The organism is Thermomonas flagellata, from assembly GCF_022419185.1.
Classification (GTDB): domain Bacteria; phylum Pseudomonadota; class Gammaproteobacteria; order Xanthomonadales; family Xanthomonadaceae; genus Thermomonas; species Thermomonas flagellata.
Genome location: NZ_JAJOZK010000014.1, coordinates 1 through 12,122, shown reverse-complemented (window position 1 = coordinate 12,122; position 12,122 = coordinate 1). Strand labels below are relative to the sequence as shown.

The 12,122-nt window shown below is 73.2% G+C and carries 15 protein-coding genes; 8 read left to right on the top strand and 7 right to left on the bottom strand.

What is annotated here, in order from left to right:
* The first annotated feature begins 4 nt into the window (after positions 1-4).
* Entirely contained in the window at positions 5-472 is a 468-nt protein-coding gene (locus ML340_RS11710) for a chemotaxis protein CheW (protein ID WP_240099855.1), read from the top strand.
* Positions 473-486: 14 nt separating this feature from the next.
* On the opposite strand, the gene ML340_RS11705 is transcribed toward ML340_RS11710, so the two are convergent.
* Complete coding sequence (locus ML340_RS11705; protein WP_240099853.1) at positions 487-1,218, bottom strand: 16S rRNA (uracil(1498)-N(3))-methyltransferase; 732 nt, start codon at positions 1,216-1,218, stop codon at positions 487-489.
* Positions 1,209-2,594 (bottom strand): adenosylmethionine--8-amino-7-oxononanoate transaminase, encoded by a 1,386-nt coding sequence (locus ML340_RS11700; RefSeq protein ID WP_425608317.1) that lies wholly within the window; start codon positions 2,592-2,594, stop codon positions 1,209-1,211. Before ML340_RS11700 ends, ML340_RS11705 begins: the two co-directional genes overlap by 10 nt.
* A gap of 53 nt (positions 2,595-2,647) precedes the next feature.
* On the opposite strand from ML340_RS11700, the gene nudE reads away from it, so the two are divergent.
* From nudE to ML340_RS11670, 6 genes are all read left to right on the top strand, one after another.
* Positions 2,648-3,202: an ADP compounds hydrolase NudE gene (gene nudE, locus ML340_RS11695; RefSeq protein ID WP_240099849.1), complete on the top strand. Its 555-nt coding sequence runs from the start codon at positions 2,648-2,650 to the stop codon at positions 3,200-3,202.
* Entirely contained in the window at positions 3,195-3,980 is a 786-nt protein-coding gene (gene cysQ / locus ML340_RS11690) for a 3'(2'),5'-bisphosphate nucleotidase CysQ (protein ID WP_240099847.1), read from the top strand. Before nudE ends, cysQ begins: the two co-directional genes overlap by 8 nt.
* Complete coding sequence (gene mazG / locus ML340_RS11685; protein WP_240099845.1) at positions 3,977-4,846, top strand: nucleoside triphosphate pyrophosphohydrolase; 870 nt, start codon at positions 3,977-3,979, stop codon at positions 4,844-4,846. The genes cysQ and mazG overlap by 4 nt, the downstream gene beginning before the upstream one ends.
* Before the next feature lie 133 nt (positions 4,847-4,979).
* Positions 4,980-5,291, top strand: a complete 312-nt coding sequence (locus tag ML340_RS11680) for an Mpo1-like protein (protein ID WP_240099843.1) — start codon at positions 4,980-4,982, stop codon at positions 5,289-5,291.
* A gap of 104 nt (positions 5,292-5,395) precedes the next feature.
* Positions 5,396-6,106 carry a response regulator transcription factor gene (locus ML340_RS11675; RefSeq protein ID WP_240099841.1) on the top strand — a complete coding sequence of 237 codons (711 nt, stop codon included), beginning with the start codon at positions 5,396-5,398 and terminating at the stop codon, positions 6,104-6,106.
* 21 nt (positions 6,107-6,127) lie between these two features.
* Positions 6,128-7,159 carry a sensor histidine kinase gene (locus ML340_RS11670; protein ID WP_240099839.1) on the top strand — a complete coding sequence of 344 codons (1,032 nt, stop codon included), beginning with the start codon at positions 6,128-6,130 and terminating at the stop codon, positions 7,157-7,159.
* Here ML340_RS11670 and ML340_RS11665 read toward each other — a convergent pair.
* The 4 genes from ML340_RS11665 to thiE are packed head-to-tail and all read right to left on the bottom strand — an operon-like array spanning position 7,156 to position 11,101.
* On the bottom strand, positions 7,156-8,295 hold the full coding sequence (locus ML340_RS11665; protein ID WP_240099837.1) for a trans-sulfuration enzyme family protein: 1,140 nt from the start codon (positions 8,293-8,295) through the stop codon (positions 7,156-7,158). The two genes, ML340_RS11670 and ML340_RS11665, sit on opposite strands and share 4 nt — an antisense overlap.
* Positions 8,296-8,302: 7 nt before the next feature.
* A complete protein-coding gene (locus ML340_RS11660) occupies positions 8,303-9,190 on the bottom strand; it encodes an ion transporter (protein ID WP_240099835.1) in 888 nt (295 codons plus the stop codon).
* Between the two features lies 1 nt (position 9,191).
* On the bottom strand, positions 9,192-10,475 hold the full coding sequence (gene hemL / locus ML340_RS11655) for a glutamate-1-semialdehyde 2,1-aminomutase (protein ID WP_240099833.1): 1,284 nt from the start codon (positions 10,473-10,475) through the stop codon (positions 9,192-9,194).
* Complete coding sequence (gene thiE, locus ML340_RS11650) at positions 10,472-11,101, bottom strand: thiamine phosphate synthase (protein WP_240099831.1); 630 nt, start codon at positions 11,099-11,101, stop codon at positions 10,472-10,474. Before thiE ends, hemL begins: the two co-directional genes overlap by 4 nt.
* A 62-nt stretch (positions 11,102-11,163) precedes the next feature.
* Here thiE and ML340_RS11645 point away from each other — a divergent pair, with 62 nt between their 5' ends.
* Positions 11,164-11,352, top strand: coding sequence for a rubredoxin (locus ML340_RS11645; RefSeq protein ID WP_240099829.1), 189 nt, complete (start codon positions 11,164-11,166; stop codon positions 11,350-11,352).
* Positions 11,353-11,367: 15 nt separating this feature from the next.
* On the opposite strand, the gene ML340_RS11640 is transcribed toward ML340_RS11645, so the two are convergent.
* Entirely contained in the window at positions 11,368-11,817 is a 450-nt protein-coding gene (locus ML340_RS11640; protein WP_240099827.1) for a DUF192 domain-containing protein, read from the bottom strand.
* Positions 11,818-12,122 lie beyond the last annotated feature (305 nt).

Genomic DNA, 12,122 nt, shown 5'->3' with positions numbered 1-12,122 from the left:
TCCCATGTCCGATAGCGCTCCCATCATCCGCGGCGTGCTGGTGCAGGTCGCCGACACCCGTCTGCTGTTGCCCAACGCGACCATCGCCGAGGTGCTGTCCTATGCGCGTCCGGAGCCGGTCGAGGGGGCGCCGGACTGGCTGCTCGGTCGCATCCGCTGGCGTGGCTGGCGGGTGCCGCTGGTCGCGTTCGCGCGCTTCGCCGGCCATCTGCAGGAAGAGGCCGGCTTCGGCAGCAAGGTGGTCGTGCTCAAGGCGCTCGGCGGCGATCCGCGCCAGCCGTACTTCGCGGTGCTGACCCAGGGCTTCCCGCGCCTGGTGACCGTGACCCAGCAGGCGCTGCGCGCGCTCCCCGCGGAGGCCGGGGAACTGCCGCCGGGCGTGCTGGCGCAGGTGATGCTCAACGAGGATGCCGCGGTGGTGCCGGATCTGCCGCGCCTGGAGCGCGAGATCCGCGCCGTGCTGGCGGCCTGAGCGCCGCCCCGGCTTCAGCCAAGATCCCCGGCCAGCGCCTGCAGCGCCGCGATCGCCGCCAGCCCCGCGGTCTCGGTGCGCAGCACCCGCGGCCCCAGGCGCAGGCCGCCGAACCCGGCCGCCTCCAACTGCGCGCGGTCGCGCGGGGACCAGCCGCCTTCCGGCCCGATCGCCAGCGTGCAGGCCGCCAGCGGCGTCCCGCGCAGCGCGGCCAGCGCGGTCTTTGCCTGCGGATCGAGCAGGAAGCCGCGGCCTTCGCGCAGCGCCGCGGCCGCGGCCAGCGGCTGCGGCGGCAGCACCTGCGGCACGCGCGCGCGCCCGCTCTGCTCGCAGGCGGCGATCACCACCTGCCGCCAGTGCGCCAGGCGCTTGTCCGCGCGTGCACCCGCCAGCTTCACCTCGCTGCGCTCGCTCTCTACCGGGAGCACCCGCGCCACGCCCAGCTCGGTGGCCTTCTGCAGGATGAAATCCATCTTCTCGCCACGGGCGATGCCCTGCAGCAGGGTGATCCGCAGAGGCGATTCGGTCGCGACCGCGCGCGCGGTGAGCACCTGCGCCCGCGCCTGCCGCTTGTCGGCGGCAAGCAGGCGCGCCGCGTAGTCGTGGCCATCGCCGTTGAACAGCACGCAGGCATCGCCGGGCGAAAGGCGCAACACCCGCAGCAGGTGGTTGGCGACCTCCTCGGGCAGCAGGACCTCGGCGCCGGGCGCCAGCGGGCCGTCGACATAACAGCGGGTCAGGCGCACCGGGCGGCCTCCTCCAGCGCGGCGGCGGTGGCGCGTGCCAGCACTTGCAGCTCGGCCTCGCCCACGCAATAGGGCGGCATCCAGTACAGCACGTCGCCCAGCGGGCGCAGCAGCGCGCCGGCGTCCAGCGCGGCGCGGTACATGCGCAGGCCGCGGCGGCCGGCGATCTCCACCGCATGGCCGTCCTCGGTATTGCCGGTCTCCGGGTGCAGCTCGATCGCAACCACCATCCCGGTCTGGCGCACCTCGGCCACCTGCGGATGCGATCTGAACTGCGCCGCCAGCGCGCCCATGCGCGCGGCGGTGGCGCGGTTGCGCGCGAGCACGGCGTCCTGCGCCAGGATGTCCAGCGAGGCCAGCGCCGCGGCGCAGGCCAGCGGGTTGCCGCTGTAGCTGTGCGAATGCAGGAACGCGCGCTCGCGCGAATCGTCGAGGAAGCCGTCGTAGATCGCCTGGGTGGCGAGCACCGCGCACAGCGGCAAGAAGCCGCCGGTCAGGCCCTTGGACAGGCACAAGAGGTCCGGCTGGATGCCGGCCTGCTCGCAGGCGAACAGGGTGCCGGTGCGGCCGAAGCCGGTGGCGATCTCGTCGGCGATCAGCAGCACCCCGTGCGCATCGCACAGCGCGCGCGCGCGGCGCAGGTAGGCCGGGTGGTGCATGCGCATGCCGCCGGCGCATTGCAGCAGCGGCTCGACGATCAGCGCGCAGACCTCGCCGGGATGCGCCTCCAGCAGCGCCTGCAGGGCATCGGCGGCGGCCTCCGCCTTGCGCTCGGCGTCGGCGGCGTCCACGCTGCCGAAGGCATCCGGCGAGGGCGCGAACAGGGCCTCCGCCAGCAGCGGCGCGTACACCCGCCGGTACAGCGGGAGGTCGCCCACCGCCAGCGCGCCGAGGGTCTCGCCGTGGTAGCTGCCGGTGAGCGCGATGAACTTGGTGCGCCCGGCGATGCCGCGGTTGTGGAACCAGTGGAACGCCATCTTCAGCGCCACCTCGACCCCGGCCGAGCCGTTGTCGGCATAGAACACCTTGGCCAGCGGGTCGCGCCCGGGCTGGCGCGGGGCGAGGGCGAGCAGGCGCTCGGCCAGTTCCACCGCAGGCGCATGCGAGAATCCGGCCAGGATCACCTGCTCCAGCGTCCGCGCCTGGCGGGCGATGGCCGCGGCGATGCGCGGTTCGGCATGCCCGTGCAGATTGGTCCACCAGCTGCTGATCCCGTCCAGCACCCGGCGGCCGTCCATGCCCACCAGCCAGGCGCCCTCGCCGCGTTCCACTGGGAACAGCGGCAGCGCGTGCGGGTGCTCGCGCATCTGGGTGCAGGGATGCCACAGCACGGCCAGGTCGCGCGCGCGCCAGTCCTCGGCGGCGGCGGGTATCATGGGGCCATCGTGAATCGCCTTCATCGCGCCATTATCGTCGCCGAGGGCCGCGCATGCGCCAGCGTCTGCCGGTGATCCATGGCATCACCCAGCACGAGGCCGGCCCGTACCGGATGGAGCGGCTCGACCTCGAGTTCGCCAACGGCGAGCGCCGCCTGTACGAGCGCCTGCACAGCCGCGGCCACGGTGCGGTGGCGGTGGTGCCGCTGCTGGATCCTCAGACCGTGCTGCTGGTGCGCGAGTACGCCGCTGGCGTGCACCGCTACGAACTGGGGCTGGTGAAGGGCCGGATCGACGCCGGCGAGACCCCGGAGCAGGCGGCCAACCGCGAGCTGATGGAGGAGGCCGGCTACGGCGCGCGCGACCTGCGCGTGCTGCGCCGGCTGAGCCTGGCGCCGACCTACATGAGCCACCAGACCCACCTGGTGCTGGCGCGCGACCTGTACCCGCAGCGCCTGCCCGGCGACGAGCCGGAGGAACTCGAGGTGGTGCCGTGGAAGCTGGCCGACCTCGGCCAGCTGATCCTGCGCGAGGACTTCTCGGAGGGGCGCAGCATCGCCGCGCTGTTCCTGGCGCGCGAGTGGCTGGAGCAGCAGGCGCATGGATGAGGCCCTGCGCGAGGGCGTGGCCGCGCTCGCGCGGCGCGCGGCCGCCGCGATCCTGGCGGTGTACGAGGGCGAGTTCGCGGTGCAGCACAAGGACGACCGCTCGCCGCTGACCGCCGCCGACCTCGCCGCGCACCGCTGCATCCTGGACGGCCTGCAGGCGCTCACCCCCGGCATCCCGGTGCTGTCGGAGGAGTCGCGCACGGCCGACATCGCCGCGCGCCGCGGCTGGCGCCGGCTGTGGCTGGTCGACCCGCTGGACGGCACCCGCGAGTTCGTCAAGCGCAACGGCGAGTTCTGCATCAACATCGCGCTGGTCGAGGACGGCACGGCGGTGTTCGGGCTGATCCAGCAGCCGGTGACCGGCCTGCTGTGGCATGGCGCGCCGGGGCAGGGCGCGTTCCGCCGCGCGGGCGCCGATGACCAGCCGATCCGCGCGCGCCGGCCGGCCGTGCCGCCGCTGCGGATCGCCGCCAGCCGCTCGCACCGCGACGCGCGCACGCAGGCGCTGTTGGACGCGCTGCCCGGCAGCGAGGTGGTCGGCTGCGGCTCGGCGCTGAAGTTCTGCAAGATCGCGGAGGGTGCGATCGACCTCTACCCGCGCTTCGGCCCGACCAGCGAGTGGGACACCGCGGCCGGGCAGGCCATCGTGGAGGCCGCCGGCGGCGCGGTGCTGGACGCGCGCGGCCGCCCGCTGCGCTACAACCAGCGCGACAGCCTGCTCAACGGCGACTTCATCGCCGTCGGCGACCCCGCCCTCACCGCCCGCCTGCCCGCATGACCGACGCCCCCGGCGACCCGCGCGACATCCGCACTCTGCTGGCGATCATGGCGCGCCTGCGCGACCCCGACGGCGGCTGCCCGTGGGACCTCGCGCAGACCTTCGCCAGCATCGCGCCGTACACCCTCGAGGAGGCCTACGAGGTCGCCGATGCGATCGACCGCGGCGACCTGCACGACCTGAAGGACGAGTTGGGCGATCTGCTGCTGCAGGTGGTGTTCCATGCGCGCATGGCCGAGGAAGCCGGCGCGTTCGCCTTCGCGGACGTGGTGGCGGCGATCTGCGACAAGATGGTGCGCCGGCACCCGCACGTGTTCGGTACCGCGCAGGCCGGCGAGCCGGGTGCGGTGCTGCAAGGCTGGGAGGCGATCAAGCGCGCCGAGCGCGCGGCCAGGGGGGAGACGGATCCCTCGGCGCTGGCCGGCGTTTCGCGTGGGCTGCCGGAATGGCTGCGCGCGGTGAAATTGCAGCAGAAGGCGGCCAAGGTCGGCTTCGACTGGCCCGGCCCGGCGCCGGTGATCGCAAAGCTGCACGAGGAGATCGAGGAGGTGCGCGCGGAGTTCGCCGCGGTCGCGGACGATCCGGACGATGCCGCCGCGCGCGACCGCCTGGAGGACGAACTGGGCGACCTGCTGTTCGTCTGCCTCAACCTCACCCGGCATGCCGGGATCGATGCCGGCGCCGCCCTGCGCCGCGCGAACGCCAAGTTCGAGCGGCGCTTCCGCGCGATGGAGGCGCTGGCCGCCGCCGACGGCGGGCTTGCCGGCCAGCCGCTGGCGGCGCAGGATCGCTACTGGGAGCAGGCGAAGGCCGCCGAGAAGGCCGGCGGGCCGGGCCTCCCGGCGCAGGCGCAGGAGGCCGGCTGACGCGCGTCCCGATCGTGGCGAGCCCGTCGAGCCACGCACGGGCGATGCGTGTGAGGCCGCAGGCGACCCGCTGCCGATCCCGCGGGGCCGCGTGCTGGCCCCGTCCCGCATACAGTCCAGAGGAGTCCTCGCCATGGGCGACGCCACGCATTTCTCCAGCTTCCGCGAGTTCTACCCGTTCTACCTGGGCGAGCACCGCGACCGCACCTGCCGGCGCCTGCATTTCGCCGGCAGCAGCCTGGCGCTCGGCTTCCTGCTGCTGGCGCTGCTGCGCGGCAATCCGTGGTGGCTGCTGGCGGCGCTGGTGTCCGGCTATGCCCTGGCCTGGATCGGGCATTTCTTCTTCGAGAAGAACCGCCCGGCCACCTTCCGCCATCCGTTCTATTCGTTCGCCGGCGACTGGGTGATGTTCAAGGACATCCTGACCGGCAAGATCCCCTTCTGACCGCGTTCCCGGCGCGGCGGGCGGCACCGCCCGCGCGCTTTCACGCCGCATCCACCCGGCGCTGGGAATCCTGCCGCGGTTGCCACGATTCGGAAACGGAGTCCATGCGCGCACACGAACAGGCCGGCCTGGTCCTCATCGTCGAGGACAACCGCAACATCTCGGAGATGGTCGGCGAGTACCTGGAGAGCCGCGGCTTCGAGGTGGACTACGCCGGCGACGGCATGGACGGCTATCGGCTCGCCTGCGAGAACACCTACGACGTGATCGTGCTCGACCTGATGCTGCCGCGGCTGGACGGCATGGAGGTCTGCCGCCGCCTGCGCCAGGAGGCGCGCAAGGCCACGCCGATCCTGATGCTGACCGCGCGCGACACCCTCGAGGAGAAGCTCGACGGCCTCACCACCGGGGCCGACGACTACCTGACCAAGCCGTTCGCGATCCAGGAGTTGGAGGCGCGCCTGCGCGCGCTGATCCGGCGCGAACGCCGCCAGGTCGGCGGCGAGATCCTGCGGGTGGCCGACCTGGTGCTGGATCCGGCCGCGCTGCGGGTCAGCCGCGCCGGCACCGAACTGCAGCTCTCGCCGATCGGGCTGCGCCTGCTGACCATCCTGATGCGCGAGTCCCCGCGTGTCGTCAGCCGCCAGGAGATCGAGCGCGAGATCTGGGGCAACGGCCTGCCCGACTCGGACACCCTGCGCAGCCACCTCTACAACCTGCGCAAGGTGATCGACAAGCCCTTCGACAAGCCCTTGCTGCACACCGTGCAGAGCGCCGGCTACCGGATCGCGGACTTGTCGGCGCAGCCGGGCTGAGGCGGCCCGCGCGGGGCGCGCATGGGCTATTCCTGGCGCCAGATCCGGCTGGTGTTCCTGCTCCAGGTGGCGATCGTCAGCCTGGTGGTGCTGCTGTGCATGCTGGTGCTGGCCGCGCTCGGCGGGGAGCTGATGCCGCTGGCGCTGCCAGCGCTGGCCACCATCCTGATCGCGCTGGCCGCGATCGCGGGCGCGACCTGGCTGGCCTGGCGCGCCACCCGGCGCACCCTGGCGCCGGTGGACTGGATCCTCGGCGAGGTCCTGCGCTGGGATCCGCGCCGGCCCGATCCGCAGGCGTTCGCGCCGGCGCGCATTCCCGCCGACCTGCCGGCCGAGCCGCGGCGGCTGGCCGATGCGCTGCACGGCCTCGGCCAGCGGATGGAGGACTGCCTGCTGCGCGAGCGCGACTTCACCCGCGCCGCCAGCCACGAGCTGCGCACCCCGCTCACGGTCATCCGAATCGCCGCCGACCTGCTGGAGGGCGAGCCCGACCTGCCGCCGCGCGCACGCCGGCAGGTGGAGCGCATCCAGGCCGCGGGCACCGCCATGCACGACCTGGTGGACGCGCTGCTGCTGCTGGCGCGCGACGAGGCCGTGGTGGCCGAGGCCCAGGATGTCGCCGTGCGCGCGGTGGTCGAGGCGGCGCTGGCGCGGCTGCGCCCCGAGCTCGAAGGGCGTCCGCTGACGCTGGCGGCGGAGTACCACGCCGCGCCGCAGCTGCACGCCTCGCCGCGCGCGCTGGCGGTGATCCTCGACAAACTGCTCGACAACGCCGCGCGCTACACCGCGCAGGGCCGGATCGCGCTGCAGCTGCATGCGGACCGGCTGGAGATCGCCGATACCGGCAGCGGCATGGACGCGGCGCTGCTGGCGCGCGCGTGCGAGCCGTTCCGGCGCGGCGCCGATGGCGATGCCGGTCCCGGGCTGGGGTTGGCGATCGCGCACCGCCTCGCGCAGCGCTGCGGCTGGCGGCTCGTGCTCGACAGTGCGCCCGGGCGCGGCACCCGCGCCGTGCTCTGGTTCGCCGCCGACGCTGCGGCGGCGCAGGCCTAGGCCGGCAGCGCGTCCAGCGCCTGCGCGAAGTCCGCCACCAGGTCGCGGGCGTCCTCCAGCCCCACCGAGACGCGCAGCAGGTCCTGCGGCGAACGCGGGTGCGCGCCTTCCACCGAGGCGCGGTGTTCCACCAGCGACTCGCACCCGCCCAGCGAGGTGGCGTTGGTGAACACCCGCAGCTGGCCGGCCACCGCCAGCGCGGCCGCGCGCCCTCCGCGCAGCTGCACGCTCAGCATCGCGCCGAAGTCGTGCATTTGCGCGGCCGCCACCGCATGCCCCGGATGCGCGGGCAGGCCGGGCCAGTGCACCCGCGCCACCGCCGGATGGCCGGCGAGGAACTGCGCCAGCGCGCGCGCGTTCGCGCAGTGCATGGCCATGCGCGCACCCAGCGAACGGCAGCCGCGCAGGATCAGCCAGGCGCTGAACGGCGCCAGCACCGCGCCGGTGACGTGCAGCCGGTGCGCCACCTGGCGCGCGAAGTCGTCGTCGCGCGCGAACACCAGCGCGCCGCCCAGCACGTCGCTGTGGCCGCCGAAATACTTGGTGGTCGAATGCATCACGATGTCCGCGCCCAGCGCCAGCGGGCGTTGCAGCAGCGGCGTGGCGAAGGTGTTGTCCACCACCACCCGTGCGCCGGCGGCGTGGCCGAGGGCGGCGAGCGCGGCGATGTCGCTGACCTTCAGCAGCGGGTTGGACGGGGTCTCGATCCACAGCAGCGCCAGCGGCGCCGCGCAGGCCGCGCGCACGGCGTCGAGGTCGCCCATGTCCACCGTCTCGACGCGCAGGCCGCGCGCGGGCAGGAACTCAGTGAACAGCATGCGCAGGCCGCTGTAGCAGTCGTCCGGGAACAGCACGCGGCTGCCCGCCGGCAGCGACTCCAGCAGGGTGGTCATCGCCGCCATGCCGGAGGCGAAGGTCAGTGCGGTGGCGCCGCCTTCCAGCGCGGCCAGCGCCTCGCGCAGGCGGTCGTTGGTGGGGTTTCCCTCGCGCTGGTACTCGTAGCCGGCCAGGCGCTCGCCGGCGGGGCCGTGGCGGAAGGTAGTGGCCAGGTGGATGGGCGGGGCGACCGCGCCGGTCGCGGGGTCGGGCGCCTGGCCGGCGTGCACGGCCACGGTCAGGGGATGCGCATCGTGCATGGGGGTCTCACTCGCTGTCGCTGGAGGGAAGGGCGTGGCCGCACTTGCGGCAGTGCCAGGCATCGGCTTCGTGCTCGGGCAGGCCGCACTGCGGGCAGCGCACGCGCATCCGCCGCGGCTGCAGGCTGCGCGCCAGCTCCGCGGTGTAGATGCCGGTCGGCACCGCGATGATGCTGTAGCCGATCAGGATCAGCACCGAGGTGATGAAGCGCCCGAGCGGCGTGTGCGGGGCGATGTCGCCGAAGCCGACCGTGGCCATCGTCACCACCGCCCAGTACATCGCGGTGGGGATGCTGGTGAAGCCGTTGGCCGGGCCTTCCACCAGGTACATCAGCGCGGCGAACACCACCACCACGGTCAGCACCGCGGCCAGGAACACCAGGATCTTGCGCCGGCTGCGCCACAGCGCCTGTAGCAGCACCCCGGCCTCGCTGGAGTACTCCACCAGCTTCAGCACCCGGAAGATGCGCAGCAGGCGCAGCGCCCGCACCACCGTGAGCGAGGTGCTGGTGGGGAACAGCAGCGACAGGTAGGTCGGCAGGATCGCCAGCAGGTCGATCAGCCCGTAGAAGCTCAGCGCATAGCGCAGCCGGTTGCGCACCACCCACAGCCGCACCAGGTACTCCAGGGTGAACAGGCCGGTGAACAGCCACTCCGCCGCATACAGCACCAGGTGCCAGCGCGCGCGCAGGGACGGCACGCTGTCCAGGATCACCACCAGCACGCTGGCCAGGATCGCGGCGATCAGCCACAGGTCGAAGTTGCGCTCGGCCGGACTGTCGTGGTGGAAGATCACCCGGTACAGGCGGTAGCGCAGGCCCGCGGTGCTGGCCGGCCAGTGCTCGCGCTCGAACAGGCTGCGCGGCTCCCCCTCGCGGCGCGCCGGGCCGGCCATGTCAGCAGGCCGCGAACGCGCCGCGCGCGGCCTCGAGGGTGGCCGCGATCACCGCCTCGTCGTGCGCGATCGAGACGAAGCCGGCCTCGAACGCCGACGGCGCGAGGTACACCCCGCGCTCGCGCATGGCGTGGAAGAAGCGCCGGAACATCGCCACGTCGCAGGCGGTGGCCTGGGCGTAGGTCTCCACCTTCTCGGCGCTGAAGAACAGGCCGAACATGCTGCCGACCCGGTTGCAGCTGAACGCGACGCCGGCCTCGCGCGCGAGCGCCTGAAGCCCGTCGCACAGCGCCTGCGTGCGCGCCTCCAGCGTCTCGTAGAACCCGGGCGCCTGCACCAGCTCCAGCATCGCCAGCCCCGCGGCCATCGCCACCGGATTGCCGCTCAGGGTGCCGGCCTGGTAGATCGGCCCGCTCGGCGCGATCTGCCGCATCAGCGCGGCGCGCCCGCCGTAGGCGCCGACTGGCATCCCGCCGCCGATGATCTTGCCGAAGGTGGTCAGGTCCGGCACCACGCCGTAGCGCGCCTGCGCGCCGCCCAGCGCGACCCGGAAGCCGGTCATCACTTCGTCGAAGATCAGCAGCGCGCCGTGGCGGCTGCACAGTTCGCGCAGATGCTGCAGGTAGCCCGGGCGTGGGGGGATGCAGTTGGCATTGCCGACCACCGGTTCCACGATCACCGCGGCGATCTCCTCGCCGCGCTCGGCGAACAGCGCGGCGGCCGCCTCGAAGTCGTTGTAGGGCAAGGTCAGGGTGAGGTCGGCCAGTGCCGTCGGCACCCCGGGCGAGGTCGGTACCCCGAGCGTGAGCGCACCGCTGCCGGCCTGCACCAGGAAGGAATCGCCGTGGCCGTGGTAGCAGCCCTCGAACTTGACGATCCGGCTGCGGCCGGTGGCGCCGCGCGCCAGCCGGATCGCCGACAGCGTAGCCTCGGTGCCGGAATTGACCATACGCACCATCTCGCAGCTGGGCACCAGCCGGGTGATGGTCTCGGCCATCGTCACCTCGAGCGGATTCGGGGTGCCGAAGGACAGGCCGTCGCGCGCGGTGGCGATGACCGCCTCCAGCACCTTCGGGTGGTTGTGGCCGGCGATCATCGGGCCCCACGAGCCGACGTAGTCGATGTAGCGGTTGCCGTCCACGTCGAACAGGTACGGCCCCTCCGCGCGCTGCACGAAGAACGGCTCGCCGCCGACCGACTTGAAGGCGCGCACCGGCGAGTTGACGCCGCCGGGGATCAGCGCCTGGGCGCGGGTGAACAGGGCGTGCGAATGGTCGGTCTTCATGCGGTCGGCTCGTCGAAGCAGGTCAGGTAGGCGCGGCAGGCGGCCACGGGGTCGTCGGCGTCGAACACCCCGCTGATCACCGCCAGCAGATCGGCGCCGGCCGCCACCAGCGCGCGGCCATTGTGCGGGGTGATCCCGCCGATCGCCACGCGTGGGCGCCCGAGCGCGGCCGCGGCGGCGAGCAGGGCGGGCGTGGCGCGGCGGGCCTGCGGTTTAGTGGGGGACGGATGGAATGCGCCGAAGGCGAGGTAGTCCGCGCCCTCATCGGCCAGCCGCTGTGCGCGCGCCAGATCGTCGTAGCAGGACACCCCGATCAGCGCGGCTTGGCCGAGCAGCGTGCGCGCGGAGGCAAGATCGCCGTCGTGCTCGCCGAGGTGCACGCCGTCGGCACCCACCGCGCGGGCCAGGTGCGGATCGTCGTTGACCACGAACGCGACTCCGGCGGCGCGGCATTGCGCCGCCAGCGCGTGCGCCACCTCGGCGACCGCGCCCGCGGCGGCGCGCTTGAGGCGCAGCTGGAGGACGGCGGCATACGGCAGCAGCGGCGCCACCCGCGCCGGCAGCGGCGCCGGATCGGCGAGGTCGGGGGTGATCAGGTACAGGCCGCGGCGCAGCAGGGGGGGCATCGCGCTTCCTTCCGGGGGCGGGCAGTGGGAGAATCCGGCCGTCTTCCCGCATTATCCCGCCGATGAGCCAGTCCGCCGCCGTTGCCTACCGCACGTGGATGTGCGTCGTCTGCGGCTTCGTCTACGACGAGGCGCGCGGGCTGCCGGAGGAGGGCATCGCGCCCGGCACCCGCTGGGAGGACGTGCCCGACACCTGGACCTGCCCGGACTGCGGCGTCACCAAGGACGACTTCGAGATGGTCGAGGTGTGAGGCGCGCGGGCGCGCTCAGCGCGCGCCCGGGATGCCCGGCCCGAAGCGCAGCTCGGCGCCGTCCTTGAGCCCGATGCGCGCGGCCTCGCCGGCATTGAGCTCGAGCACGTAGCGCGCCGGCGCGCTGCTGGGATACGCCGGGCAGGCATCGCCGAGCGAGCATGGCGGCACGTCGCGCTGTTGCGTCACCAGCCGGCGGCGGCCGTCGAAGAACAGGATGTCCAGCGGGATCCGGGTGTTCTTCATCCAGTACGCCTGCGGCTCCTCGGCATCGTGGATGAACAGCATGCCGTGGCCGGGCGCGAGCGCGTCGCGGAACATGAGCCCCTGCGCGCGCTGCGCATCCGTGGCCGCGATCTCGACCGTGTAGCGGTGCCCCTGCAGCTCCACATACGGCTCGCGCGCGGCGGCGCAGGCGGACAGCAGAGTGGCGGCGGCGAAGGCGAGCAGGGAGCGCAGCGGCATGGGCGGCATTCGGCGGTGGGGATGGCCGCGCACCTTGCGCGCGTGCCACGACTCGCGTCAAGCGGTCAAGACTTCACAGGCAGGTGCCGGCCCGGCATCATGCGCCTCCCTCGCGGCGGGCCGGCACGGTCGCCTGAAGGAACGCAAAAAACCGGCATCTGGGGTGTTGACGTTCTTGCAAAGTCCTGTATGATGTGCGGCTCCCTCGGGCGGTAAGCGATCTGAGGGGATGGGAGACGGCGCTGAGGCTGGTCTTTCGGATCTTTGACAGTGTGCGCAGGTGACTTGTGCGGGCGTCTGGCAGT

What these genes read in the sequence shown, in the direction of transcription:
- ML340_RS11640 (WP_240099827.1), bottom strand. Translation starts at nt 11,817, where the DNA reads ATGCCGCTGCGCTCCCTGCTCGCCTTCGCCGCCGCCACTCTGCTGTCC.
- hemL (WP_240099833.1), bottom strand. Translation starts at nt 10,475, where the DNA reads ATGAAGACCGACCATTCGCACGCCCTGTTCACCCGCGCCCAGGCGCTG.
- cysQ (WP_240099847.1), top strand. Translation starts at nt 3,195, where the DNA reads ATGGATGAGGCCCTGCGCGAGGGCGTGGCCGCGCTCGCGCGGCGCGCG.
- ML340_RS11670 (WP_240099839.1), top strand. Translation starts at nt 6,128, where the DNA reads ATGGGCTATTCCTGGCGCCAGATCCGGCTGGTGTTCCTGCTCCAGGTG.
- ML340_RS11680 (WP_240099843.1), top strand. Translation starts at nt 4,980, where the DNA reads ATGGGCGACGCCACGCATTTCTCCAGCTTCCGCGAGTTCTACCCGTTC.
- ML340_RS11645 (WP_240099829.1), top strand. Translation starts at nt 11,164, where the DNA reads ATGAGCCAGTCCGCCGCCGTTGCCTACCGCACGTGGATGTGCGTCGTC.
- ML340_RS11710 (WP_240099855.1), top strand. Translation starts at nt 5, where the DNA reads ATGTCCGATAGCGCTCCCATCATCCGCGGCGTGCTGGTGCAGGTCGCC.
- mazG (WP_240099845.1), top strand. Translation starts at nt 3,977, where the DNA reads ATGACCGACGCCCCCGGCGACCCGCGCGACATCCGCACTCTGCTGGCG.
- nudE (WP_240099849.1), top strand. Translation starts at nt 2,648, where the DNA reads ATGCGCCAGCGTCTGCCGGTGATCCATGGCATCACCCAGCACGAGGCC.
- ML340_RS11700 (WP_425608317.1), bottom strand. Translation starts at nt 2,594, where the DNA reads ATGATACCCGCCGCCGCCGAGGACTGGCGCGCGCGCGACCTGGCCGTG.
- ML340_RS11665 (WP_240099837.1), bottom strand. Translation starts at nt 8,295, where the DNA reads ATGCACGATGCGCATCCCCTGACCGTGGCCGTGCACGCCGGCCAGGCG.
- ML340_RS11675 (WP_240099841.1), top strand. Translation starts at nt 5,396, where the DNA reads ATGCGCGCACACGAACAGGCCGGCCTGGTCCTCATCGTCGAGGACAAC.
- ML340_RS11660 (WP_240099835.1), bottom strand. Translation starts at nt 9,190, where the DNA reads ATGGCCGGCCCGGCGCGCCGCGAGGGGGAGCCGCGCAGCCTGTTCGAG.
- thiE (WP_240099831.1), bottom strand. Translation starts at nt 11,101, where the DNA reads ATGCCCCCCCTGCTGCGCCGCGGCCTGTACCTGATCACCCCCGACCTC.